Below are 21,526 nucleotides of genomic sequence, written 5' to 3'. Positions count from 1 at the left end.
TTCGAACGCGATGCGTTCAAAGGGCCCGACGGTGTTTGGGGGAGGGGAAACCCCCTGCCCCCCATCTCGGCCGGCGCCCGTTGGGAAAGGGGTGGTGCCGGGGAGAGGCGTTTGCTACCAGGCCGGGAGCACCGGCAGGGGTCCGCTGGATTCAATGTAGCGTGCCTGGCCGCGCGCGAGCCACTCGATCAGGCCCTCGCGGTCCGACTTGACCTGCAGGGCGCCGTCGCCGACGACCCACTCGTCGCCTTCCTCGGTCACCAGCGTCATGCCCGGGGCGTCCTTGGCGCGCATGGTGCGCACCGCCGCCTCCACGGCGTCCAGCTGCGAGTCAGGGTCGGCCTCCTCGATGGTCCAGGCGGTGTCCAGGTCGTGGTGGTGCACGACGACCTCGGCGATGCGCAGCGCCACGATGGAGGTGGCGGGGATGACCTTGCCGTGCAGGTTCACTTCCTGGACCGCGAGCTCCCCGGCCAGGCGCTCGCACTGTTCGGCGAAGTACTCCGCGGCGCTGCGGAATTTCTCGACGAGTTCCCGGCCCGGCAGGGCAGCGAGCGCGGCGATCTCCGCGTTGCGGGCCTCCGGGGAGGCATAGAGCTGCTGCTCTTCCCCGCTGGTGGCCCAGTCGATGAGCTTGACCAGCGAACGGCCGTTGGATGCCAGGTGGGCAATGACATCGGCCCGGCTCCACCCCTCGCACAGGGACGGCGCCGACATTTCGTCGGCGGACAGGGTGTCGATCGTGGCCAGCATCATGTTGGTTTCGCGGCCGAGTCGGGAAAGGTCCGAGTGCAGGCGGGCAGTGTTGATCATGCAGACACCCTACCAACGAGCGGGCCGGCGACGGGCCCGGAATCCAATCCATATCGAACCGGTATCGACTCATATGCAGGGGCGTGGCTCGGTGCCGGGCCGCCATTCCCGGCTTTTTTGCCGCCGGACGGTAGTTTGGTGGAATGATCCCGGACCGGCAGATGACGCAACGGCTACGTCTCGATCCACCCGTCCCCGAGGACCTGGATGAGGTCTTCGCGATCTCCGGCGATCCGCGGACCTGGGCGCACATCCCCGGCGAACGGGTCACGGATCCGCGGCAGACCGAGGCCTCGCTGGAAACGTTTGGCGCCGGCTGGCGGGAGCACGGCCTCTCGCACTGGGTCGTGCGGCTGGGCGAGGCCGGCGCCTACCCGCCCCTGGAGCCCGGCCAGGTACTGGGCACCGGGGGAGTGCACCTGCTTGCGGCGATTGCCGGCAAGCCCGTATGGAACCTTGGCTACCGACTGGACCCGGCCTGCTGGGGCCACGGATTCGCCACCGAACTTGCCCGGTACGCGGCGGAACGCGCCCATGCCGCCAGGGATTCGGTGCCGGTGATCGCCCGGGTTCTTTCCACCAACCCCGCATCGCTCAAGGTGGCGCAGAAGGCCGGTCTCGAACTTCGTTGGGAGGGAGCTCCGTCGCCGCAGACGGCCGCAGCGGTCGGGAACCGGCCGGCTTCCCGGCTCATCCTTGCGGACCGTGAGCTGGATGGCGACGTGCTGGCATGGCTGGTGTCGCGGGGCTAATTGCGTCGTTCCGCAAGAGGCCAGCTGCCGGGATCAGGCGTCGTCGCGCACCCGCTTGGCGAAGTTCAGCACATGTTCGCGCAGCACGGTGATGCGCCGGTCGACCTCCGCCTCGCGATCGAAACCGAGGTAGGGCAACGATTTCATCATGCGGACATTGGCGGGGCACTGGAACTCGGCGCACACCAGGATGCCGATGGTGTCGCCACCGCGGCCGGCCTGGCCACCCTTCCTGGCATTGAAAAACACCACGTCGTTGGGCAGGTCAACGTCCTCGCACCACGAGCACTGGGGCCGGTTGCGGATCTTGCCCTCGGTCTTGCGGAACATGATGCCCACGGGTGCATCGTCGAGAACGGTGACGACATAGCCGACCAAGGGCAGCTTCGGATCCCTCCACCCCAGGAACTCGAAGGTGTCCCAATCCAGGGAGTCGAAGTCCTCCGGGAGCGTGATGGCCTTGCGTTCACGCATCGAGGCATTGATGAAGGATGTACGGATCTGTTTTTCGGAAAGTGAATGCATGGTAATTCGGGGCCTGACTGTCGTGCCGCCTCGTCGCCGCGGCGAAGGGGAGGGGGCATGCTTCGGGTGGGGCAAAGGATCCGCGCGCGGTCGGGCGACGAGTCGCCGATCACCCGGCGGCGGATGTGGGCGCGCCAAAGGGGCGCGAAATATCACCGAAAGTGGACAGCCTTATCTCGAGCCGGCGGAAAAGACGCCGGCTACCTCCGAACGCCCGCGGGGCGGTTGAGACGAGATCAAAATGGACATGCGAAAAAGTATACGCGCACGGATGGGGTGACTTGCGGGACGCGGTCAGTCACGCAGCAGGCTCCGCAATGGCGTCCACCCGAGGGGAAGAGAGCCGCGGATATCGGCCCGCCGGCGATCCGCCGTGGCGGACCACCCCTGTGCAGCGGACTCGCCGCGCTCGCCGACCGCTCCCCGCGCCACCCGGAATCCGACGTCCTCAAGCACGGCATCGGGTGCGCTGCCCCGGCGCACCGAGGCACGGCAGCTCCAGGACTTGTCGTCCCAGCCGCCACCGCGCAGACTTCTGTAGTCCCCGTAGCGTGCCGTGTCCGCAAAGTCCCAGCACCATTCCCAGATGTTGCCGATCATGTCGAAAAGGCCGAAGCCATTGGGCTCCTTGCGCCCGACTGGTTGCGGGCCGCCGACTCCGTCTCCGGAAGTCCACGCGATCTTTGGCAGCGGAGCATAGGTGGGCGCCGTGGTGCCCGCGCGACAGGCAAATTCCCATTCGGCCTCGGTCGGCAACCTGTAGCCCCCGGAGCCGACATTCCAGGTGATCTCTCGACCTGCCATCTGGTAGGCCAGATCGAGTCCGTGGTCCTGCGAGAGCTTGTTGCACCAGCGCACCGCTTCGAACCAGGTGACCGGGTGGGCGGGCACATCCTGCGCGGAGGCCTCGACGAGTTCGGCACCGCCCGCGTCCGCCCATTGGGCCTGGGTGACAGGTGTCTCGGAGAGATGGAACGGGCGGAGGCTGACCTCGCGGACCGCATCGGATCGGGCGTCGCGCAGGCGGGCCTTGCCCGCCGGGATCGAAGCCATTGAAAGTTCCACCTACCGATCATCCCGCAAAGGGCGGCGGCGAAGTGTCTTCCGGCCTCGGCGAACCCAAAGACGCGGGAGGTGGCACGATCGGGCGTGCTTCACGCTGCAGGCCAATTCTGCGACCATTGGCCAAATGAACGGGCGGCTGCCCTACCGGCAGCCGCCCCCCGTCAAGCGTGGTTCTCGATTTCCGGCGCGTCAGCCAGCGTTGACGGCGGCCTTGGTGATCGGCCAGCCGGTGACGACCTTGGGTCGCGGAGTGGCGTAGGTGCGCACCTTGGAGGTGCTCAGCCCCAGTCGGATGAGGGATTCGGCGATGGTCACCGCGGCGCGCACGCCGTCGACGATCGGCACGCCGGTGGCCTCGGCGACCTTGGCCTCAAGCTCAGCCATGCCGCCGCAGCCAAGCACGATGACCTCGGCCTTGTCGTCCTGCACCGCCTGTCGCGACTGCTCCACGATGGCGGCCACGGCGCGTTCGGGATCGGACTCAAGTTCGAGCACGCCCAGTCCGCTGGCGCGGACCGAGGCGCAGCGGTCAGTGAGCCCGGCCAGCTTCAGCCGGTCCTCGATCAGCGGAACCGTCCTGTCCAGCGTGGTGACCACGGAGTACTTGTGCCCCAGGAACTGGGCGGTGGATGCGGCCGCCTCGGTGATGTCCACGACCGGTACATCGAGCAGTTCCTGCAGGCCCTCCCGGCCGTGTTCGCCGTAGCCGGCCTGGATGACGGCGTCGAAGGGCTCGGTGTAGTTCACGACCTTGTCCATGACGGCAATGGCGGCGAGGTAGCTCTCGAAGTTTCCCTCGCAGGAATCGGCGCCGAAGTCGGGCGTCAGCTCGATGATCTCGGTTCCCGGGGAGGCCGCCGAACGGGCCGAGTCGCCGATGGACCGGGTCATGGACGCGGTGGTGTTGACGTTGAGGACCAGAATGCGCATGGGGAAACTCCTGTGTGGCGGTGGATCTGAAGCGGGCGGTGGGCCCTAGTGGGTGGGGGCGACGGCGATGGCCTCGCCGTCGACGTCCTGGTGGACCTGGCCGCGCTTGGCGATGGCCAGGTAGACGAGGGCGCCGAGGCCGGAGCCGATGAACCAGGCGAAGGCCGAGACGTGTCCCAGGGCCGGGGAGAAGGCCAGGACCAGTGCCGCAATGGCGGAGATGCCCAGGGCGGTGATGGCGCGGAAGTTCACGCCGCGGGTGAAGAAGTACGTGCCCTCGGGGTTGGTGCGGTAGAGGTCCGGGACATTGATCCGGGCGCGGCGCAGGATCCAGTAGTCGGCCATGATGATGCCGAACAGCGGGCCGAGCAGGGCGCCCAGGCCACCGAGGAAGTAGGTGATGACGGCGGGGGAGTTGTAGAGGTTCCACGGCAGGATCAGCAGGCCGATGACCCCGGAGATGATGCCGGCGCGGCGGAAGTTCAGCACCTTGGGGAAGAGGTTTGTCAATGCGTAGATCGGGGCGACGAAGTTGGCCATCAGGTTCACCGCGATGGTCAGGATCAGCAGGGCCGCCGATGCCGCCAGCAGCAGGAAGGTGTTCGGAATGGCTGCGACGACGTCCGAGGGGCTGTCGATGATGGTGCCGTCGATCTTGAACTGTGCACCGGTCATGACCACGACGATCACGCCGAAGAGCAGCATGTTCAGCGGGATGCCCCAGAAGTTGCCGCGCACGATCGAGCCCTTGGACGTGGCGCTGCGGGTGAAGTCGCAGAAGTTCAGCACGAAGGTCGCATAGATGGAGACCCACAGGGCGCCGCCGCCAAGGATCCCGAGCCACATGTCGACGCCGGTCTTGGCGTCGCCGGTGGACCAGGCGATGGAGCCGCCGGCCTGGGCGAACATCCATATGGCCAGCGCACCCATGGTGACGAGGATGACCGGGCCGGCGAAGGCCTCGTACTTGCGGATCATTTCCATGCCGTAGCTGACGATGACCAGCTGCAGTGCCCAGAGGGAGACGAAGCAGATCCAGCCCAGCATGGAAAGGCCCAGGAAGCTGTTGGAGTTAAGGCTCGCGGCGGAGGGGGCCACTGCCAGGATCATCACCACGAGCACCACGGATGCCAGGTAGGTCTGGATGCCGAACCAGGCGATTGCCACCGCACCGCGCAGGAGGGCGGGGATCTGTGCCCCGCGGATGCCGAAGGCAATGCGGCTCATAACCGGGAACGGGACCCCGGTCTTTTCGCCCATGAAGCCGGAGAAGTTCAACAGCCCAAAGAGCAGTATGGCGCCGAACCCCAGGGCCAGCAGGATCTGCCAGCCGCCCAAGCCGAGTGCAAAGAGCCCGATCGCAAATGCGTAGTTCCCCAGGGAGTGGACGTCGTTGGCCCACAGCGTGAAGATGCTGTAGCTGGACCAGGTCCTTCCCGCCTTGGTGGTGGGTGCCAGGTCGCTGTTGTACAGCGACGCGCTGAGTCCATGGGGATTCAGTTCGTGCTGGACCACGGGCGGAACGCTGGATTCGGACGTCGCTGTGCGCACATCTGGATGGGTCATGAGAACTCGTACCTTTCACCACAGGGGGTGTGACGGAGATTACTTCGTGGATCGATGATGGCATGATTCCATGTAAAAGAAAAGGATTTTCATCTGGTGGAATTGCCGGGAAAAATTCCGTGACCCGAATTTGACTGGTCACGCCCGGTTCGTGTCCGTTTCCGTCGCCCGGGGCGTGTTAGTAGGCCGACGGGCGGAGCTGTCGGGCACCCTTGACAGTGACTAAGCCCACTCGCTAGAGTTCTCATCAAGCAATAAACATATTTCACAATATGGAAGTTGGAACCATGAAGGAGTCGAAGATGGCCTACACCGTCAACTGTTCAATCCTGCTCACAGAGATCCCCCTGCTGGAGCGCGCCGCCGCGGCCAAGGCCGCGGGCTTTGACAGCGTTGAATTCTGGTGGCCGTTTGCAAGGGCCGTACCCGCCGACTCCGAAGTCGACGCCTTCGTTGCCTCGATCAAGGACGCGGGCGTCACCCTCGAGGGCCTGAACTTCTTCGCCGGCGACATGCCGGCCGGGGACCGCGGACTGGTTTCCTGGGTCGGACGCGAATCCGAGTTCCTCGACAACATCGACGTCGTGGCAGGCATCGGCGAGGCCACCGGCTGCAAGGGCTTCAACGCCCTGTACGGAAACCGGCAGCCCGGCATCGACGGCCAGGCGCACGACAAGCTGGCCATTTCCAACCTGGTCGCGGCAGCCAAGGGCGTCGAGCGCATCGGCGGCACGGTGATGCTCGAGCCGATCTCCGGTTCCGAGGCCTACCCGCTGAAGACCTCCGCCGACGCCTTCTTCGTCCTGGACAAGGTCCACGCGGCGGGCGCAGGAAACGTCAAGCTGCTCGCCGATTTCTACCACCTGGCCGTGAACGGAGACGACGTGGCCGCGCTGATCGAGGGCCACGCCCACGAATTCGGCCACATCCAGATCGCCGACGATCCGGGACGCGGGGCGCCGGGCACCGGAACCCTTCCGCTGGGCGAATGGATCACCCGCTCACGCGACCTCGGCTACGCCGGCGGTGTCGCCCTCGAATACAAGGCGGCGCACGCCGACGCCTTCAACTGGCTCATCCGCCAGCCCGCCTAACCGGCACCCCAAACACTTTCGGGCACGCGCTGCCCGAGCCACCAGCACGCACAAGTTTTCAGGAGCACGGCATGTCGAACACGCACAAGATCGCATTCATCGGCCTGGGCATCATGGGCCTTCCCATGGCCATCAACCTGGCCAAGGCAGGCTTTGAGGTCACCGGCTACAACCGCAGCCCGGAAAAGACCGCGGAACTCGTGGCCGCCGGCGGCAAGGGTGCCGGGTCCATCCCCGAGGCCGTGGCCGACGCCGACATCGTCATCACCATGGTCCCGGACTCCGCTGACGTCGAAGACGTCGTCACCGGCGAGGCCGGGGTCTTCGCGCACGCCAAGTCCGGCGCCCTGTGGATCGACAATTCCTCCATCCGCCCCGACGTGGCGGCGCGCCTGTCCGACGAGGCCCGCGCCGCGGGCCTCCGCCCGCTGGACGCCCCGGTCTCCGGCGGCGAGGCCGGCGCCATCGGCGGAGTGCTCTCCATCATGGTCGGCGGCGAGCAAGCAGACTTCGCCGACGCCGAGGCCGTCTTCAATGCCGTGGGCAAGACCATCGTGCTGGTGGGCCCCTCGGGTTCCGGCCAGACCGTCAAGGCAGCGAACCAGCTGATCGTCGCGGCCAACATTCAGGCGCTCTCCGAGGCGGTCGTGTTCCTTGAGGCCTACGGCGTCGACACCGATGCCGCGCTCACGGTCCTGGGCGGCGGGCTCGCCGGCTCCAAGGTCCTGGACCAGAAGGGCCAGAAGATCCTTGACCGGTCCTTCGAGCCAGGCTTCCGCCTGGCCCTGCACCACAAAGACATGGGCATCGTGACCTCCGCCGCCCGCGAGGCGGGCGTCGTGCTTCCGCTCGGCGCACTCGTCGCCCAGCTCGTGGCCTCCACCGTGGCCAGCGGCGACGGCGCACTTGACCACTCCGGACTTTTCCGCGGCGTACAACGCCTCAGCGGATCCGCCGACGTGCCGGCCGAACCCGTAGCCGCCAACTAGCAAGCAGGGCAGTTGGTGCGGTGCCGGCCCGGAAGCCGGCACCGCACCGTCCGCCCCAGGGATCCTTCGCGGCCAGCACCCGCTGTGCGCCATCGGTCCACCCAAACCCACACCCTCCTCCCGCCAGGCAAGTGCCGGCGCCGGGGATTGACACAAGGAGCTGAACACCATGGCAAAGTTGCGCGTCGTTGATGCAATTGTCCTGATCCTGGAAAAGGAAGGCGCCACCGAGGCCTTCGGGCTGCCCGGTGCTGCCATCAACCCCCTGTACTCGGCCATGCAGCGCCGCGGCACCATCCGCCACACGCTGGCCCGCCACGTCGAGGGGGCCAGCCACATGGCCGACGGCTACTCACGGGCCACGGGCAAGATCGGGTTGTGCCTGGGCACCTCGGGCCCCGCCGGCACCGACATGATCACCGGCCTCTACGCCGCGATCGCCGATTCCATCCCGATGCTCTGCATCACCGGACAGGCGCCGACCGACAAGCTGCACAAGGAAGACTTCCAGGCCGTGGACATCGAGTCCATCGCCAAGCCGGTCACCAAGTTCGCAGCCACCATCCTGGAGCCGGGCCTGGTCCCGGGATACTTCGCCAAGGCCTTCCAGATCATGCGCTCGGCACGCCCGGGCCCGGTCCTGCTGGATTTGCCGATCAACGTGCAGATGGCGACGATCGAATTCGACATCGACGCCTACGAGCCGCTCACCCCGGACAAGCCGGCAGCCACCCGCGGCCAGGCCGAGAAGGTCCTGGACCTGCTGGTTGCCTCCAAGCACCCGATGATCATTGCCGGCGGAGGGGTCATCAACGCCAACGCCTCGGACAAGCTCGTCGAGCTGGCCGAACTGCTGAACATCCCGGTCTCCCCGACCCTGATGGGCTGGGGCACCATTCCCGATGACCACCGCCTGCAGTCGGGCATGGTCGGCATCCAGACCCACACCCGCTACGGCAACGTCTCCTTCCTGGCCTCCGACTTCGTGCTGGGCCTGGGCAACCGCTGGGCCAACCGCCACACCGGAGGCCTGGACACCTACCGCAAGGGCCGCACGTTCGTGCACATCGACATCGAGGGCACCCAGATCGGCCGGGTCTTCTCCCCGGATCTGGGCATCATCTCCGACGCCGGCGCCGCGATCGACCAGCTGCTGGCCGCGGCCCGCGACCGCAAGGCCGCAGGCTCCCTGCCGGACTACTCGGCGTGGGCCTATCAGTGCACCGCGCGCAAGGGCACGCTGCACCGCAAGACCAACTTCGAGAACATGCCGATCAAGCCGCAGCGCGTCTACCAGGAAATGAACGAGGCCTTCGGCCGCGACACCACGTACGTCTCCACCATCGGGCTGTCGCAGATCGCCGGCGCGCAGATGCTGCACGTCTACGGTCCGCGCCAGTGGATCAACGCCGGCCAGGCCGGCCCGCTGGGCTGGACCGGCCCTGCGGCCCTGGGCGTGGTGCGCGGCAAGCCGAACTCCACCGTCGTCGCGCTCTCCGGGGACTACGACTTCCAGTTCATGATCGAGGAGCTGGCCGTCGGCGCGCAGTTCAAGCTGCCCTACATCCACGTGGTGGTCAACAACTCCTACCTGGGCCTGATCCGCCAGTCGCAGCGCCCCTTCGAGATGGATTACCACGTCTCCCTGGGGTTCGAGAACATCAACTCCCCGGAGACCAACGGCTACGGCGTTGACCACGTCAAGGTCGCCGAGGGCCTGGGCTGCAAGGCGGTGCGCGTGGAGGACCCGTCCAAGCTGGCCGAGGGCTTCGCCGAGGCCGGACGCCTGGCCGCCGAATTCCAGGTGCCCGTCGTCGTCGAGGTCATCCTGGAGCGTGTGACAAACATCGCCATGGGTGCTGAACTGGATGCAGTCAACGAGTTCGAGGACCTGGCCACCGCGGCCGCCGACGCCCCCACGGCGCTGGCCCCGCTGGAAGCATCGCACGGCGTCCACGTGGGCGCATCGGTCTAGGCCGGAACAACACGAGAGGAGGCGGCACACCATGTTGGTAGTAGTGGCACCGGACAAATTCAAGGGATCGCTCACCGGCGCGCAGGTTGCCGCCGCCATCGAGGCGGGGGTGCGCGCGGCAATGCCCGGGGCGCGCACGCTCGCGGTGCCCGTCGCCGACGGCGGAGAGGGAACCCTCGCCGCGGCCGCCCAATGCGGCTTCGAGCTGCACCAGGCGACGGTCGCCGGGCCCACCGGGGAGCCGGTGCGCGCTGCCTTCGGCCTGCGGGAGGAGGTGGCCGTCGTGGAGATGGCCGAGGCCTCCGGCCTGGACCGGCTGCCCGGCGGGAAGGATGCGCTCGGGGCCACCAGCCTCGGCACCGGCGAACTAATCGCCGCGGCGCTGGACGCCGGGGCGACCCAGGTCATCCTCGGCGTGGGCGGGAGCGCCTGCACCGACGGCGGGGCCGGCATGCTTCAGGGACTCGGCGCCAGACTGCTGGACGAGCAGGGCAACGAGCTGCCGCTGGGCGGCGGAACGCTTGGCACCCTGGAGCGCGTCGAGCTCGGTGCACTGGATCCGCGGATCGCCACGACCACCTTCACCCTCGCCGCCGACGTGGAGAACCCGCTCACCGGGCCCAACGGCGCAGCCTTCGTCTTCGCCCCGCAAAAGGGCGCAAGCCCGGAGCTGGTTTCGGCGCTGGATGCCGCGCTGGGGCATTGGGCTCAGGTGCTGGGCGGTGAATTCGGCCCCGGGCACATTAACGCGCTTGCCGCAGCCGCCGGGGCCGGGGCCGCCGGCGGCGTGGGCTTCGCCGCGATGGCCGTGCTGGGAGCAACCCGGCGCCGCGGCATCGACGTGGTGCTGGAGCTGACCGGACTGGAAGAAGCACTGTCCGGGGCCGTCGCGGTGTTCACCGGCGAGGGCAGCCTCGACACCCAGTCGCTGGAAGGCAAGACGCCGGTCGGCGTTGCCCAGCTGGCCGCCGCCCACGGCATTCCCGTCTACGCAATTTGTGGACGCAACCAACTTTCCGCCGAGCAGGCAACCGACGCGGGCTTCACCGCTGTCAGGTCGCTGCTCGAGCTGGAACCCGATGTTGCCCGTTGCATGAGTGAGGGTGGACCACTTGTGCAACGGGCGGCAACCCTCTTGGCCGAAGAATTCCTGGCCACCCACGCGGCCCCCGCGTAACCCCGCCAACCACCGCATTTTCCAACGCACGAGATCTAAGGACGAGACCATGGGCAACACCGAGCTCACCGAGGCAACGACGCCACGGACGGAAGAAAACACAGGCGCGGACTTCGACCTGGTGATCCGCGGCGAGCGGATCGTCACGGGCGCCGGAACCGTCGCGCGCGAAATCGGCATCCGCGACGGCAAGATCGTGGCCATCGAGCCGCTGGGCAACAACCTCTCCGGCGCGCGGCTCATCGAGCTTTCCGCCGAAGAGGTGCTGATCCCGGGCCTGGTGGACACGCACGTGCACGTCAATGAGCCGGGGCGCACCGAGTGGGAGGGCTTCGAGTCCGCCACCAAGGCCGCCGCCGCGGGCGGGGTGACCACGATCGTGGACATGCCGCTGAACTCGATCCCGCCGACCGTCAACGTCGAGGCCCTCGAGCTCAAGCAGGACGCTGCCCGGGCCAAGGCCTACGTGGACGTCGGATTCTGGGGCGGGGCCATCCCGGGCAACAAGTCCGACCTGCGCGAGCTGCACGACGCGGGGGTCTTCGGTTTCAAGTGCTTCCTGCTCCACTCCGGCGTCGAGGAATTTCCGTACCTCGAACCCGACGAGATGGAAGAGGACATGACCGAGATCGTGTCCTTCGCCTCGATGATGCTGGTCCACGCCGAGGATTCGCGCGCCATCGACCGCGCCCCAAACGCCGAGGGCGACCACTACGACCGCTTCCTGGCCTCGCGTCCGCGCGGCGCCGAGAACGTCGCGGTGGCCGAGGTCATCGAGCGCGCCCGCTGGACCGGCGCCCGCGCCCACATCCTGCACCTGTCCTCCTCCGACGCGCTTCCGATGATCGAATCGGCCAAGCGCGACGGCGTGAAGCTGACCGTGGAGACCTGCCCGCACTACCTCACGCTGCTGGCCGAGGAGATCCCGAACGGCGCCACCGCGTTCAAGTGCTGCCCGCCGATCCGCGAGGCCTCCAACCGCGAACTGCTCTGGAAGGGACTCGAGGACGGGATCATCGACTGCATCGTCTCGGACCACTCGCCCTCGACCATCGACCTCAAGGACGTCGAGAACGGCGACTTCGGCGTGGCCTGGGGCGGGGTCGCCTCGCTGCAGCTGGGCCTGGCGCTGATCTGGACCGAGGCCCAGCGTCGCGGCATCAAGCTCGAGACCGTGCTGGACTGGATGTCCAAGCGCCCGGCGGAAATCGCCGGCCTGCAGCACAAGGGTGCGATCGCGCTGGGGAACGACGCCGACTTCGCCTTCTTCGCACCCGAGGACAGTTTCCTGGTCGATGTGAACAAGCTGCACCACAAGAACCCGATCTCCCCGTACCAGGGCAAGGTCCTGGCCGGCAAGGTCCGCCGGACCTTCGTGCGCGGCACCGAGGTCGACTTCACGACCCCGCAGGGCAAGCTGATTCGCCGCGGCGAGGTCTAGGCCGCCGAGCCGACTTAAACTTCCGGGCCGCCCCGGCTTCTCCCGCCACCTTCAACGCGTCTCCTTGGTCAGTGACCGCGCTGAGGGTGCGGGGATCGCCGGAGCGGCCCGGTATTCTTAACTTCGGATCGGCCCGCCAATCGCTTTATCCAAGAGGTTGACTATATGCTGGAGTGGTGCGGGTTTGCACCACGCATCGCACCACGTCGACGTGGGGCCGAACAACTTCGAGCCGGGGGAGCGCCATGGCGGGGACAGACAGGACGCAGGCGTATTCCGCGACCCCGCCGGACCGCGGTCCGGGCAGGGATTCGGCGGCCCCGAGCTGGCAGCGGGTCAATTGCCTGGGGATGGTGGTGACCGCGGTCCTCACCGGCGCGATCCTTTTCGTGCTCGCCGGCAATAGCCACGGCGGCCTGAACGAATTCCGGATGGTCAACACCCTGCTGCTGGTGGCCTTCGGTTTCGTGGTGTTGGCCGCGCTGTTCAGCGCATTGGGCGCGAAGTTCCTCGGGCTCACCTCCCGTTGCACCTGCATGCTCGCCGTGGGGCTGGCCTGGGCGCTCTGCGTCCCGCTCGCCGCCTGGATCAACATGGGCGGGGCGACGGCCGAGGCGTTCGAGGTGGAGTTCGGCGACTGGGGCTGGGCACTGCTTCCGGCGTTGGCCTATGCCCTGGTGATTCTCGCATTGCAGCTGGGCGATCGCCGTCGCGCCACGGGCTCCGCCTCGGCGTAAACGGCCCGCCGCTCAGCGGGCGGTGAAACGGTGGCGGTATGAGGTCGGCGTGGTGGAATAGGCGGAAACGAAGTTCTGGCGGAAGGTCACCGCGCTGCCGAAGCCGCAGGATTCGGCAATGCGGGCAATGCTCCAGTTGGTGGTTTCCAGCAATTGGCGGGCATCGTCGAGCCGGCGGCCGAGCACCCAGCGCGCGGGGGAGAGCCCGGTGACCTCCTTGAACCTGCGGGTGAAGTTCCGCTTGCTCATCGTTGCATGGGCCGCCATGGCGTCCACCTCGAGGTCCTGGTCGAGGTTCGACAGTGCCCACTGAATGGTCCGGCCCAGCGGCCCGTCCAACTCGGGATCCGGCAGCGGGCGGGCGATGTATTGCGCCTGGCCCCCATCGCGGTGCGGAGCGATGACGATCTGGCGCGCCACGGTGGCCGCGGCCGCCGAGCCGAGGCGGGTGCGCACGATGTGCAGGCAGGCATCCAGGGCCGAAGCGGTGCCGGCCGAGGTGAGCACGTCGCCGTGGTCGATGTAGAGGGCTGAATCGTTGAATTCCGCGGCATGCGGCTTGGCCGCGACCTCCCGGGCGGCTCCCCAGTGCGTCACGGCCGTGCGCCCGTCGAGCACGCCGCTGCAGGCGACCGGGTAGGCGCCGAGGCACAGGCCCGCAATGGCGGCACCGCGCCCATGGGCCTCGCGAATCAGCCGAAGCAGTTCCCCGGAGGGATCGGGCAGCTCCGAGAGCCAAGAGGGGAACACCACGAGGTCGGCGTCGGCTGCAGTTTCCGGCCCGGAAATGTCGCCGATCAGGTTGCCCTCGGCGCTGCGCACCGGCTGCCCCGCGTCATTGAATGCCGCCGTCGTCCAGTCCGGGGCGAGACCCAACCGCGCAACTTCGCCGAAAACCAGCAGGGGCGTGGCGAGGTGGAACATGGTCATGCCATCGAAGGCGTGGATGGCGATCTTCATTCTGGCCCATTTCCATCGAAGACGTGCATATACGCCACTCACTGTACCCGAGCGGGCCCTGCCATGCTGGAATCACCAACCAAACACAACGAATGGGAGCCCACCATGGCTGAATTGCGCCGCGCACTGGTCATTGTCGACGTGCAGAACGACTACTTTGCCGAAGAAGGGCCATTGGCCATCCAGTACCCCAACCGCAACGATTCCCTGGCCAACATCACCAGGGCCATCGACCTGGCCAACGCGCAGGGCATGCCCGTTGTCGCCGTGCAGCACCAGTACCCGGCAGGGGCGCCGGTGTTCGCCGAGGGCTCCGAGGGCTGGAAGCTGCACCCGGAGATCGAAGCCCGTCGCAAGGATTCCTGGAAGTCCCTGGTCAAGAGCTACGCCAGCGTCTTCGCCGGCACCGACTTCGAGGCCTGGCTGCGGGAGAACCAGATCGACACCATCACCCTGGTCGGCTACATGACCAATAATTGCGACCTGGCCACCGCCGCGGCCGCAGAACCGCTGGGCTTCGGCGTGGAGATCCTCTCCGACGCCAGCGGAGCGGTCCACCTGGCCAACGAGGCGGGCCAGGTCGATGCGCAGCAGTTGCATGAAGCACTGATGGTGCTGTTGCACTCGAACTTCGCCACCGTCGCCACCGCCGACGCCTGGGCGACGTCCGTCGAGGGCGGCGCCGAGCTGCCCAAAGGCGACCTCGGCTCCTCCGCTGTCCAGGGACGCGCCGCGTTCGCACCGGTCGCCGGCTAGATCCGCTGACTTTGTCCCGGGGCCAGCGCCCCGGGACAAAGTCGTTTAACGCGCCGGTGTTGTGGCCAAGGCAATGACCTAGTGGAGGTTTTGGATGTTTGATGTGGACGTAGTTGTCGTGGGTGCGGGCCTGGCCGGTCTCAGCGCTGCCCGGAAGTTGGTGGCGGAAGGCCGGTCCGTGGCAGTGCTGGAGGCCCGCGACCGGGTGGCGGGGCGCAATATGGGCGGCTTCCTGAGCAATGGGGAGCCGGTGGAGCTGGGCGGCCAATGGGTCGGCCCGACGCAGGATGCGGTGCTGGGGCTGATCGAGGAACTGGGGCTGGAGACCTTCGCCAGTTTTGACGAAGGCGAGTCGCTGACCGCGTATGACGGGAAGGTGGTGCGCTACGCGGACAAGTCCTATGGCCTTCCGCCGGAAACGGCCGCGGAGGTGAACCGGCTCTGGGAGGAGCTGGAGGCGATGGCCTCCACGGTGGCCTTGGGCGAGCCGTGGGAAACGGCCGGAGCCGGGGACTTGGATCGGCAGACCCTGGACTCGTGGGTGGTTGAGAACACCTCCGACGCGCTGGCCCATCGCTTCTTCCGGCTGCTGGTGCCCTCGCTGTTCTCGGCCGAGTCGCCGGAGCTTTCGCTTCTGCACTTCCTGTTCTACGTCAAGTCGGGAACCAGCCTGGAATCCCTGATGACCACCACGGGCGGTGCACAGGAGTCGAGGATCGTGGGCGGAACGCACCTGATCTCCGAGCGGATGGCCGAGGCGCTGGGGGAGTCGGTGCGGCTCAACGCCGTGGTGCGGACCATCCGCCAAGACGAGTCCGGGGTCGTGGTCGAGTACGAGGGAGGCAGTCTCACGACCGGGCACGTCATCGTCGCCATCCCGCAGACGCTGGCCGGGCGCCTGCGCTACGATCCGCCGCTGCCTGCGTTGCGCGACGGACTTACCCAGCAGATGCCGGCCGGGGCCGTGATCAAGTTCCAGGTTGGCTACGACACGCCGTTTTGGCGCGAGGAGGGGCTTAGCGGCACGGTGTGGAGTTTCGATGACCCCTTCAACGTCGTGCTGGACAACAGTCCGCGCGACGGGTCCTGCGGAGTGCTGGTCGGCTTCCTGGAGGGCCACCATGCCCGCACCGCTAGCCCACTGGGCGAGGCGGAGCGCCGTGCGCTGGTCGTCGCCGACCTGGTGAAGTACTTCGGGCCGAAGGCGGCGAAGCCCTTCGACATCGTGGAGCAGGACTGGACGGCGGAGGAATTCACTCGTGGCTGCTACGGGGGGCGGCTGGGTGCCGGCGCCTGGACGCAGTACGGTAAGGCCCTGGCGGCTCCCGTCGGACGCATCCACTGGGCGGGCGCGGAGACCTCGTCCGTCTGGAACGGCTACATGGACGGGGCCGTGCGTTCCGGTCTTCGGGCAGCAGACGAAATCCTTCTCGCCATGCCGAACTGAGACCACCAGTGGCGGCTAAACGTCGGCATCGGCAGGACCTTCAGCCGAATCCGAGAGGCCAGTCGTCTCGGAAACAGTCACCGAGGGTTCCCGGGTTCAAAGAACTACGATACGGATCGCGTGAATTATTTCGCCTATGCAATTTGAAGGCCTTGCAGTAATTCTGCGGCGTTGGCTGGTTGGGAACTATGCCAGTGAGAGGAAGAGCTTTTCCATGTCAGCGCGGTCGGCCGCAGGGTCCTCGCTTTTCAGGCACTGCTCGAGCCCCGTGGCGATAATGGAGAACCCGGCACGGTCGATGGCCTTGGAGGCTGCGGAAAGCTGGGTGACCACCGCGCGGCAGTCACCGCCTTCCTCCAGCATGCGTATCACCGCGTTCAGCTGGCCCTGGGCTCGTTTGAGCCTGTTGATGGCCGGTTTCATGGTGTCCGCTTCAAGTTCCATGGTGGGTCCCTCCCGGGTGTTGGTTTCATCAATTCTATACCCCCGGGGGTTTTCCGGTGGTTCGGGGACAGTGACTTTAAATACCCCCTGGGGTATGTGTCATACTCGAATGCAAAGGGGGCGAATGGGCCCTCGATAACCCGAAACGCGAGGAGCCGCCACATGTGCCGTGCGACCAAATGCCGCAAGTGCCAGAAAACCACCTGGGCCGGATGCGGCCAGCATATCAAGCAGGTCATGGCCCACGTGCCACGCAGCGAGCGCTGCACCTGTGATCCAAGTGCCCCGAGGGAAGCCCGCAAGGGCGGTGGGTTCTTCGCGCGCCTCTTTGGCCGCTAAGCCCAACCACCCAAGGCCCGGCGGCGGTCGGCATCATTCACCATGGTGCCGACCGCCGCTTTTCTGCGCAGAGGGCACCCCAGGGTTCGGCCGATAGATCATTTGACGGATACCCCCGGGGGTATTATTGTTTGTGATGGCGAGATACCCCCGGGGGTATTATTTTTTTGATTCAAGCAACCAAAGGAGAGACCATGCTTCTCGAACGCATCTATGATGAGGACCTGGCACAGGCCAGCTACTTCATTGGCTGCCAGGCCAAGGGCGAGGCCATTGTGGTGGACGCCCGCCGCGACATCCGGGTGTACCAGGACCTTGCCGCGAAGAACGGCATGAAGATCACGGCAGTCACCGAGACCCATATCCATGCCGATTACCTTTCCGGAACCCGCGAGCTGGCGGCCGCCACCGATGCAACGATCCATGTCTCGGGCGAGGGCGGGGAAGACTGGCAGTATGAATTCGACGCCAACCGTCTCTTCGACCAGTCCACCATCACCCTGGGAAATATCACCCTCCGAGCGCTGCACACCCCCGGCCACACCCCGGAACACCTCTCCTTCCTGATCACCGATGGCGCCTTCAGCGACGAACCAGGCTTCCTGCTCACGGGAGATTTCGTGTTCTCGGGTGACCTGGGCCGTCCAGACCTGCTCGACGAGGCAGCCGGCGGCACCGACACCCGCTTCGCCGGGGCGCACGACCTGTTTGTCTCGCTCAAGGACAAGTTCCTGACACTGCCCGACTATGTGCAGATTTACCCGGGCCACGGTGCAGGCAGTGCCTGCGGCAAGGCGCTGGGCGCCATTCCGTCCTCCACCGTCGGATATGAACGAAACTTCTCCTGGTGGGGCCCTTACCTCGCGGCAAACGATGAGACCGGATTCATTGAGACCCTGCTCGACGGGCAGCCCGACGCCCACGCCTACTTTGGCCGGATGAAGCGACAAAACCGACAGGGACCGGCCATCATGGTCGAACGCGCACCGCTGGTCGAGCTGTCCGGCTCCGATGTCGTTGAGGCATTGGCGGCCGACGAAATCGGCATAGTCGACACCCGCCACCACAGCGAGGTCCACAAGGGCACCGTGGTGGGGGCGCTGAACATCCCGGCCGGGAACAAGGCGGCAAGCTACGGCGGTTGGGCCATGGACCCGGAAACCGACCAGCGCCCGCTGGTGTTGTTGGCAGCCGGCAGCGAAACGGCCACCGAAATGTGGGACCACCTCGTCCGCGTGGGCATCGACAACGTCGCCGGCTACGTGACCTCGTTCGAGGGTCTTCCGACCTACACCCCGGAAACGTTGGCCCCCGCCCAATTGGCGCGGTTCGACGCGGCGATGGTGCTCGACGTGCGCAACAAGTCCGAGCACTCCGCCGGGCACATCCCGGGCTCCGAACAGCTCAACGCCGGCCGCGTGCTGTGGCACACTGACCAGCTGCCTTCCGACGGCGTGATCGTGAGCTACTGCCAGTCCGGCGTCCGCAATTCCGTGGCAGCCTCCGCCCTGCGCCGCGCCGGACACGAGGTCATCGAGCTCGAGGGCAGTTACGCCGGATGGAACGCCTGGAAGCAAGCGCAGGACGCCTAGGCGCTCCACACGCCCCTACCACCCGATCAGCATAAATCGGTCCCGCATCATCCCTTCCGGACGCGGGACCGGCCGGGCACCCTGCCCGGCGGAAAGGGCCCCAAAGCCATGAACACGACTCCCCAGACCACCAGCCCCGGAGTGCTCAACGAGTGGATTGCCTCCGGCGACCATGTCGTGGTTCTCGACGTGCGTTCCGCTGCCGAATTCGAAAGCCTGCATATCAAGGGCTCCTACAATGTCCCACTCCCGCTGCTGGCCGAGCACACCGCGGAGCTTGCCGCGAGAATCGACACCAAGGTGGTACTTGTCTGCCAGTCGGGCGTGCGCGCCACCGAGGCCCGCTCAAAGCTCGCCGGAGTCGGCTTCAACGATGCCCATGTCCTCGTTGGGGGCGTGCCGGGATACCAGCAGGCCGGCGGAGAAACCGTCCAGGGTTCCAAGCGCTGGGCCTTGGAACGCCAGGTGCGAATGGCCGCCGGTTCCCTGGTTGTCGCCGGGTTGGCCGGGGGCAAGTTCCTCTCCCCGCAACTGCGCACCGTTGCCGGTGTCATCGGTGCGGGCCTGACCTTCTCGGCTGCCACCAATACCTGCGCCATGGGCAAGGCCCTGTCCAAGATGCCCTGGAACAAGACCGGCAACGAGCCAACCCGTGAATCGGTCATCGCCCAGCTGCCCGGCAGGAACTCCTAACACCACCCCGGCCGGCTCCGTCGGCCTTTCCCCAGCCCTTTCCTGCCCCGGGACTGACACCCCGGGGCAGGAAAGGCACTCATTCCTCAACGCGCCAAAGGAACAACCATGCCCGATATCACCGTCGTCGACGCCGACCGGCGCCGCAGCGAGGACCAGATCCTCGACGTCCGCGAAGACTTCGAAGTTGCCGAGGGCATGATCCCCGGCGCCATCCACATCTCCATGGGGGAGCTGGGCAACAGGCTGGAGGAGATCGACCGGTTCCGTCCCGTCATCGTGGTGTGTCGCAGTGGCAACCGCAGCACCCGCGTCGCCGACGCACTCACGGGCGCCGGATTCACCGCCGACAACATGGACGGTGGCATGAACGCCTGGCAGCGTGCCGGCTTGCCCGTCACCTAGCGAAAACTCCCCGACGGCCACCACCCGCCGCGCGCAGAGCTGCCCCCCGACCCCGCAAGGACTTTCTCCATGACCCTTACCCTCGCTCTCACCCTCTTGCTGTCGGTGCTGATCGGACTCTCGCTCGGATTGCTCGGCGGGGGCGGATCCATCCTCACGGTCCCGATCCTCACCTATGTCGCCGGCATGAACCCCAAGGAAGCCATCGCCGCCTCGCTCTTTGTGGTCGGCGCGACCTCCGCGGTCAGCGCCGTGGACCACGCCCGCAAGAAACGCGTGAAATGGCGCACCGGGCTGGTCTTCGGGGCCGCCGGCATGGCGGGGGCCTTCGGAGGCGGCCTGCTCGGCGGCCACATCCCTGGAACCATCCTCATGGTCGCCTTCGCGCTGATGATGGTCGCCACCTCCCTGGCCATGATCCGCGGCCGCAAGGTCCCCTCGTCCGTGGCCCACGACGGCGAGCTCCCGGTGCCCAAAGTCATCCTCGAGGGCCTGGTCGTGGGGTTGGTCACCGGCCTGGTCGGCGCCGGTGGCGGCTTCCTCGTCGTGCCCGCGCTCGCCCTGCTCGGCGGACTGTCCATGCCGGTGGCCGTCGGCACCTCGCTGATCGTCATCGCCATGAAGTCCTTCGCCGGACTCGGCGGATACCTCACCACGGTCTCCTTGGATTGGGCGCTGGTCGGCGGGGTCACGACGGCCGCGATCCTCGGGTCATTCATTGGTGCCCGGCTCGCCGGACGCATCCCCGAATCCTCGTTGCGCAAGGGCTTTGGCTTCTTCGTGCTTGGCATGGGCATCTTCGTGCTCTTTCAGGAACTGCCGGCACCGGCGAACCTCATCCTCGTCGTCACCGCCGCCGCCCTCGCCGTGGCTGCGGCCCTCTGCTGGTTCGCCGTCCCCGCGTGCCCGCTGCGTCGACGGATGGCATCCCCTGCAAAGCCCGAAGGCGCCGAAACACGATGAGTCCAAGGTAGCGCGACCGCCGTCGATCTCGGCAAGGGCCGGCGGAGCAATGCGCGTAGGTTCGAACAACGTTTGCCCGGGGATATCATGGCGCCATGGGACCGCCGGCATCCCCGTGGTGGGCAGCAAGCACGATGTGCACCACTGATGAAGGAGCTGGCTGATGACTGGAACAACTGGACCGCTTGACGCGACGGCGTGGGACCGCAGGTATGCCGACCCGGCCGGAGTGTGGGGCGCCGCACCGAATGTCTGGGTGGTGCAGGAACTTGGCGCGCTGGCGCCGGGCAGGGCGATGGACCTGGCCGCGGGAGAGGGACGCCACGCGTTGTGGCTGGCCGACCGGGGCTGGAAGGTGAAGGCCGTTGATTTCTCTTCCACAGGCCTGGAGGTGGGACGCAACGTGGCGACGGCACAGGCTCTGGGCGAGAACATCGAGTGGATCGTGCAGGAGGCAACCGCCATCACACCGGAGCCCGGAAGCGCGGACCTGGTGCTCGTTGCCTATCTGCAGCTGCCGGCAACGCAGCTCCAGGCAGCGGTGACCGTCGCGGCCGGGGCTCTGGCCCCGGGTGGCCGTTTCCTGTTTGTCAGCCACGATGCCTCCAACCTCGAGCATGGGACTGGAGGTCCGCAGGATCCCGCAGTGCTGCAGACCCCGGCCCAGGTGGCCGGCTGGCTGCGCGCTGCGGGCATGTCCATCTTGTCCGCTGAAACCAGAACCAGGGCCGTGGCCGGCAAACTTCGACCGGCCCTGGACTGCGTCGTCGTTGCCCAGGCTTCACCGGGCGACAATGAACGAAACCGTGCGTAGCGTCAATAGTTGACGCACCGCACCGCAGGGCCTCTTTTTGCGTGTGGCA

Annotated in this window: 21 protein-coding genes; 14 read left to right on the top strand and 7 right to left on the bottom strand. The window is 66.9% G+C overall.

The window, feature by feature from the left end:
• Positions 1-114: 114 nt before the first annotated feature.
• A complete protein-coding gene (locus ABD687_RS13210; protein ID WP_264271581.1) occupies positions 115-813 on the bottom strand; it encodes a maleylpyruvate isomerase family mycothiol-dependent enzyme in 699 nt (232 codons plus the stop codon).
• A gap of 161 nt (positions 814-974) precedes the next feature.
• Here ABD687_RS13210 and ABD687_RS13205 point away from each other — a divergent pair, with 161 nt between their 5' ends.
• Positions 975-1,565: a GNAT family N-acetyltransferase gene (locus ABD687_RS13205; RefSeq protein WP_310290475.1), complete on the top strand. Its 591-nt coding sequence runs from the start codon at positions 975-977 to the stop codon at positions 1,563-1,565.
• A gap of 33 nt (positions 1,566-1,598) precedes the next feature.
• Here the strand turns inward: ABD687_RS13205 and ABD687_RS13200 are convergent, their stop codons facing one another.
• From ABD687_RS13200 to ABD687_RS13185, 4 genes are all read right to left on the bottom strand, one after another.
• Complete coding sequence (locus tag ABD687_RS13200) at positions 1,599-2,090, bottom strand: FBP domain-containing protein (RefSeq protein ID WP_310290478.1); 492 nt, start codon at positions 2,088-2,090, stop codon at positions 1,599-1,601.
• A 294-nt stretch (positions 2,091-2,384) separates the two neighbouring features.
• On the bottom strand, positions 2,385-3,143 hold the full coding sequence (locus ABD687_RS13195) for a formylglycine-generating enzyme family protein (RefSeq protein WP_310290482.1): 759 nt from the start codon (positions 3,141-3,143) through the stop codon (positions 2,385-2,387).
• A gap of 201 nt (positions 3,144-3,344) precedes the next feature.
• Positions 3,345-4,085: an aspartate/glutamate racemase family protein gene (locus tag ABD687_RS13190; protein WP_310290484.1), complete on the bottom strand. Its 741-nt coding sequence runs from the start codon at positions 4,083-4,085 to the stop codon at positions 3,345-3,347.
• Between the two features lie 45 nt (positions 4,086-4,130).
• Positions 4,131-5,651, bottom strand: a complete 1,521-nt coding sequence (locus tag ABD687_RS13185; protein WP_310290488.1) for an NCS1 family nucleobase:cation symporter-1 — start codon at positions 5,649-5,651, stop codon at positions 4,131-4,133.
• A gap of 302 nt (positions 5,652-5,953) precedes the next feature.
• Between ABD687_RS13185 and ABD687_RS13180 the strand changes: the two genes are divergently transcribed.
• From ABD687_RS13180 to ABD687_RS13155, 6 genes are all read left to right on the top strand, one after another.
• Positions 5,954-6,745: a hydroxypyruvate isomerase family protein gene (locus ABD687_RS13180; protein WP_310293419.1), complete on the top strand. Its 792-nt coding sequence runs from the start codon at positions 5,954-5,956 to the stop codon at positions 6,743-6,745.
• 71 nt (positions 6,746-6,816) lie between these two features.
• Complete coding sequence (locus ABD687_RS13175) at positions 6,817-7,734, top strand: 2-hydroxy-3-oxopropionate reductase (protein WP_310290491.1); 918 nt, start codon at positions 6,817-6,819, stop codon at positions 7,732-7,734.
• A 169-nt stretch (positions 7,735-7,903) separates the two neighbouring features.
• Positions 7,904-9,709, top strand: coding sequence for a glyoxylate carboligase (gene gcl, locus ABD687_RS13170; protein ID WP_310290494.1), 1,806 nt, complete (start codon positions 7,904-7,906; stop codon positions 9,707-9,709).
• A 31-nt stretch (positions 9,710-9,740) separates the two neighbouring features.
• Positions 9,741-10,886, top strand: a complete 1,146-nt coding sequence (locus tag ABD687_RS13165) for a glycerate kinase (protein ID WP_310290497.1) — start codon at positions 9,741-9,743, stop codon at positions 10,884-10,886.
• Positions 10,887-10,935: 49 nt separating this feature from the next.
• Positions 10,936-12,327: an allantoinase AllB gene (gene allB / locus ABD687_RS13160; protein ID WP_310290500.1), complete on the top strand. Its 1,392-nt coding sequence runs from the start codon at positions 10,936-10,938 to the stop codon at positions 12,325-12,327.
• Positions 12,328-12,572: 245 nt separating this feature from the next.
• The gene (locus ABD687_RS13155) at positions 12,573-13,064 is read left to right on the top strand and encodes a hypothetical protein (RefSeq protein WP_302263712.1); all 492 of its coding nucleotides are present in this window, start codon (positions 12,573-12,575) and stop codon (positions 13,062-13,064) included.
• Positions 13,065-13,076: 12 nt separating this feature from the next.
• On the opposite strand, the gene ABD687_RS13150 is transcribed toward ABD687_RS13155, so the two are convergent.
• Positions 13,077-14,024, bottom strand: a complete 948-nt coding sequence (locus ABD687_RS13150) for a GlxA family transcriptional regulator (RefSeq protein ID WP_310290508.1) — start codon at positions 14,022-14,024, stop codon at positions 13,077-13,079.
• Between the two features lie 105 nt (positions 14,025-14,129).
• On the opposite strand from ABD687_RS13150, the gene ABD687_RS13145 reads away from it, so the two are divergent.
• Together ABD687_RS13145 and ABD687_RS13140 are read left to right on the top strand one after the other, a co-directional pair.
• Entirely contained in the window at positions 14,130-14,780 is a 651-nt protein-coding gene (locus ABD687_RS13145; protein ID WP_310290511.1) for a cysteine hydrolase family protein, read from the top strand.
• A 94-nt stretch (positions 14,781-14,874) separates the two neighbouring features.
• Positions 14,875-16,227 carry a flavin monoamine oxidase family protein gene (locus ABD687_RS13140; protein ID WP_310290514.1) on the top strand — a complete coding sequence of 451 codons (1,353 nt, stop codon included), beginning with the start codon at positions 14,875-14,877 and terminating at the stop codon, positions 16,225-16,227.
• Between the two features lie 186 nt (positions 16,228-16,413).
• Here the strand turns inward: ABD687_RS13140 and ABD687_RS13135 are convergent, their stop codons facing one another.
• Positions 16,414-16,671 carry a metal-sensitive transcriptional regulator gene (locus tag ABD687_RS13135; RefSeq protein ID WP_149619517.1) on the bottom strand — a complete coding sequence of 86 codons (258 nt, stop codon included), beginning with the start codon at positions 16,669-16,671 and terminating at the stop codon, positions 16,414-16,416.
• Between the two features lie 533 nt (positions 16,672-17,204).
• Here ABD687_RS13135 and ABD687_RS13130 point away from each other — a divergent pair.
• The 5 genes from ABD687_RS13130 to ABD687_RS13110 all read left to right on the top strand — a co-directional run bounded on the left by ABD687_RS13130 (position 17,205) and on the right by ABD687_RS13110 (position 21,477).
• Positions 17,205-18,602, top strand: coding sequence for an MBL fold metallo-hydrolase (locus ABD687_RS13130; RefSeq protein ID WP_310290518.1), 1,398 nt, complete (start codon positions 17,205-17,207; stop codon positions 18,600-18,602).
• Positions 18,603-18,710: 108 nt separating this feature from the next.
• The gene (locus ABD687_RS13125; RefSeq protein ID WP_310290520.1) at positions 18,711-19,295 is read left to right on the top strand and encodes a rhodanese-like domain-containing protein; all 585 of its coding nucleotides are present in this window, start codon (positions 18,711-18,713) and stop codon (positions 19,293-19,295) included.
• A gap of 108 nt (positions 19,296-19,403) precedes the next feature.
• A complete protein-coding gene (locus ABD687_RS13120; RefSeq protein ID WP_310290524.1) occupies positions 19,404-19,700 on the top strand; it encodes a rhodanese-like domain-containing protein in 297 nt (98 codons plus the stop codon).
• Positions 19,701-19,769: 69 nt separating this feature from the next.
• Positions 19,770-20,663 (top strand): sulfite exporter TauE/SafE family protein, encoded by an 894-nt coding sequence (locus ABD687_RS13115; protein ID WP_310290527.1) that lies wholly within the window; start codon positions 19,770-19,772, stop codon positions 20,661-20,663.
• A gap of 163 nt (positions 20,664-20,826) precedes the next feature.
• Positions 20,827-21,477, top strand: a complete 651-nt coding sequence (locus ABD687_RS13110; protein WP_310290530.1) for a class I SAM-dependent methyltransferase — start codon at positions 20,827-20,829, stop codon at positions 21,475-21,477.
• Positions 21,478-21,526 lie beyond the last annotated feature (49 nt).

It is taken from the genome of Paeniglutamicibacter sulfureus (assembly GCF_039535115.1).
Classification (GTDB): Bacteria; Actinomycetota; Actinomycetes; order Actinomycetales; family Micrococcaceae; genus Paeniglutamicibacter; species Paeniglutamicibacter sulfureus.
The sequence above is the reverse complement of the archived record's forward strand: the minus strand, read 5'-3'. Positions and strand labels throughout refer to the sequence as shown.

Coding starts and splice junctions, on each gene's coding strand:
- ABD687_RS13200 (WP_310290478.1), bottom strand. CDS start 2,090: ATGCATTCACTTTCCGAAAAACAGATCCGTACATCCTTCATCAATGCC.
- ABD687_RS13150 (WP_310290508.1), bottom strand. CDS start 14,024: ATGAAGATCGCCATCCACGCCTTCGATGGCATGACCATGTTCCACCTC.
- ABD687_RS13210 (WP_264271581.1), bottom strand. CDS start 813: ATGATCAACACTGCCCGCCTGCACTCGGACCTTTCCCGACTCGGCCGC.
- ABD687_RS13125 (WP_310290520.1), top strand. CDS start 18,711: ATGAACACGACTCCCCAGACCACCAGCCCCGGAGTGCTCAACGAGTGG.
- allB (WP_310290500.1), top strand. CDS start 10,936: ATGGGCAACACCGAGCTCACCGAGGCAACGACGCCACGGACGGAAGAA.
- ABD687_RS13145 (WP_310290511.1), top strand. CDS start 14,130: ATGGCTGAATTGCGCCGCGCACTGGTCATTGTCGACGTGCAGAACGAC.
- ABD687_RS13115 (WP_310290527.1), top strand. CDS start 19,770: ATGACCCTTACCCTCGCTCTCACCCTCTTGCTGTCGGTGCTGATCGGA.
- ABD687_RS13180 (WP_310293419.1), top strand. CDS start 5,954: ATGGCCTACACCGTCAACTGTTCAATCCTGCTCACAGAGATCCCCCTG.
- ABD687_RS13155 (WP_302263712.1), top strand. CDS start 12,573: ATGGCGGGGACAGACAGGACGCAGGCGTATTCCGCGACCCCGCCGGAC.
- gcl (WP_310290494.1), top strand. CDS start 7,904: ATGGCAAAGTTGCGCGTCGTTGATGCAATTGTCCTGATCCTGGAAAAG.
- ABD687_RS13165 (WP_310290497.1), top strand. CDS start 9,741: ATGTTGGTAGTAGTGGCACCGGACAAATTCAAGGGATCGCTCACCGGC.
- ABD687_RS13175 (WP_310290491.1), top strand. CDS start 6,817: ATGTCGAACACGCACAAGATCGCATTCATCGGCCTGGGCATCATGGGC.
- ABD687_RS13205 (WP_310290475.1), top strand. CDS start 975: ATGACGCAACGGCTACGTCTCGATCCACCCGTCCCCGAGGACCTGGAT.
- ABD687_RS13135 (WP_149619517.1), bottom strand. CDS start 16,671: ATGGAACTTGAAGCGGACACCATGAAACCGGCCATCAACAGGCTCAAA.
- ABD687_RS13140 (WP_310290514.1), top strand. CDS start 14,875: ATGTTTGATGTGGACGTAGTTGTCGTGGGTGCGGGCCTGGCCGGTCTC.
- ABD687_RS13190 (WP_310290484.1), bottom strand. CDS start 4,085: ATGCGCATTCTGGTCCTCAACGTCAACACCACCGCGTCCATGACCCGG.
- ABD687_RS13185 (WP_310290488.1), bottom strand. CDS start 5,651: ATGACCCATCCAGATGTGCGCACAGCGACGTCCGAATCCAGCGTTCCG.
- ABD687_RS13120 (WP_310290524.1), top strand. CDS start 19,404: ATGCCCGATATCACCGTCGTCGACGCCGACCGGCGCCGCAGCGAGGAC.
- ABD687_RS13130 (WP_310290518.1), top strand. CDS start 17,205: ATGCTTCTCGAACGCATCTATGATGAGGACCTGGCACAGGCCAGCTAC.
- ABD687_RS13110 (WP_310290530.1), top strand. CDS start 20,827: ATGACTGGAACAACTGGACCGCTTGACGCGACGGCGTGGGACCGCAGG.
- ABD687_RS13195 (WP_310290482.1), bottom strand. CDS start 3,143: ATGGCTTCGATCCCGGCGGGCAAGGCCCGCCTGCGCGACGCCCGATCC.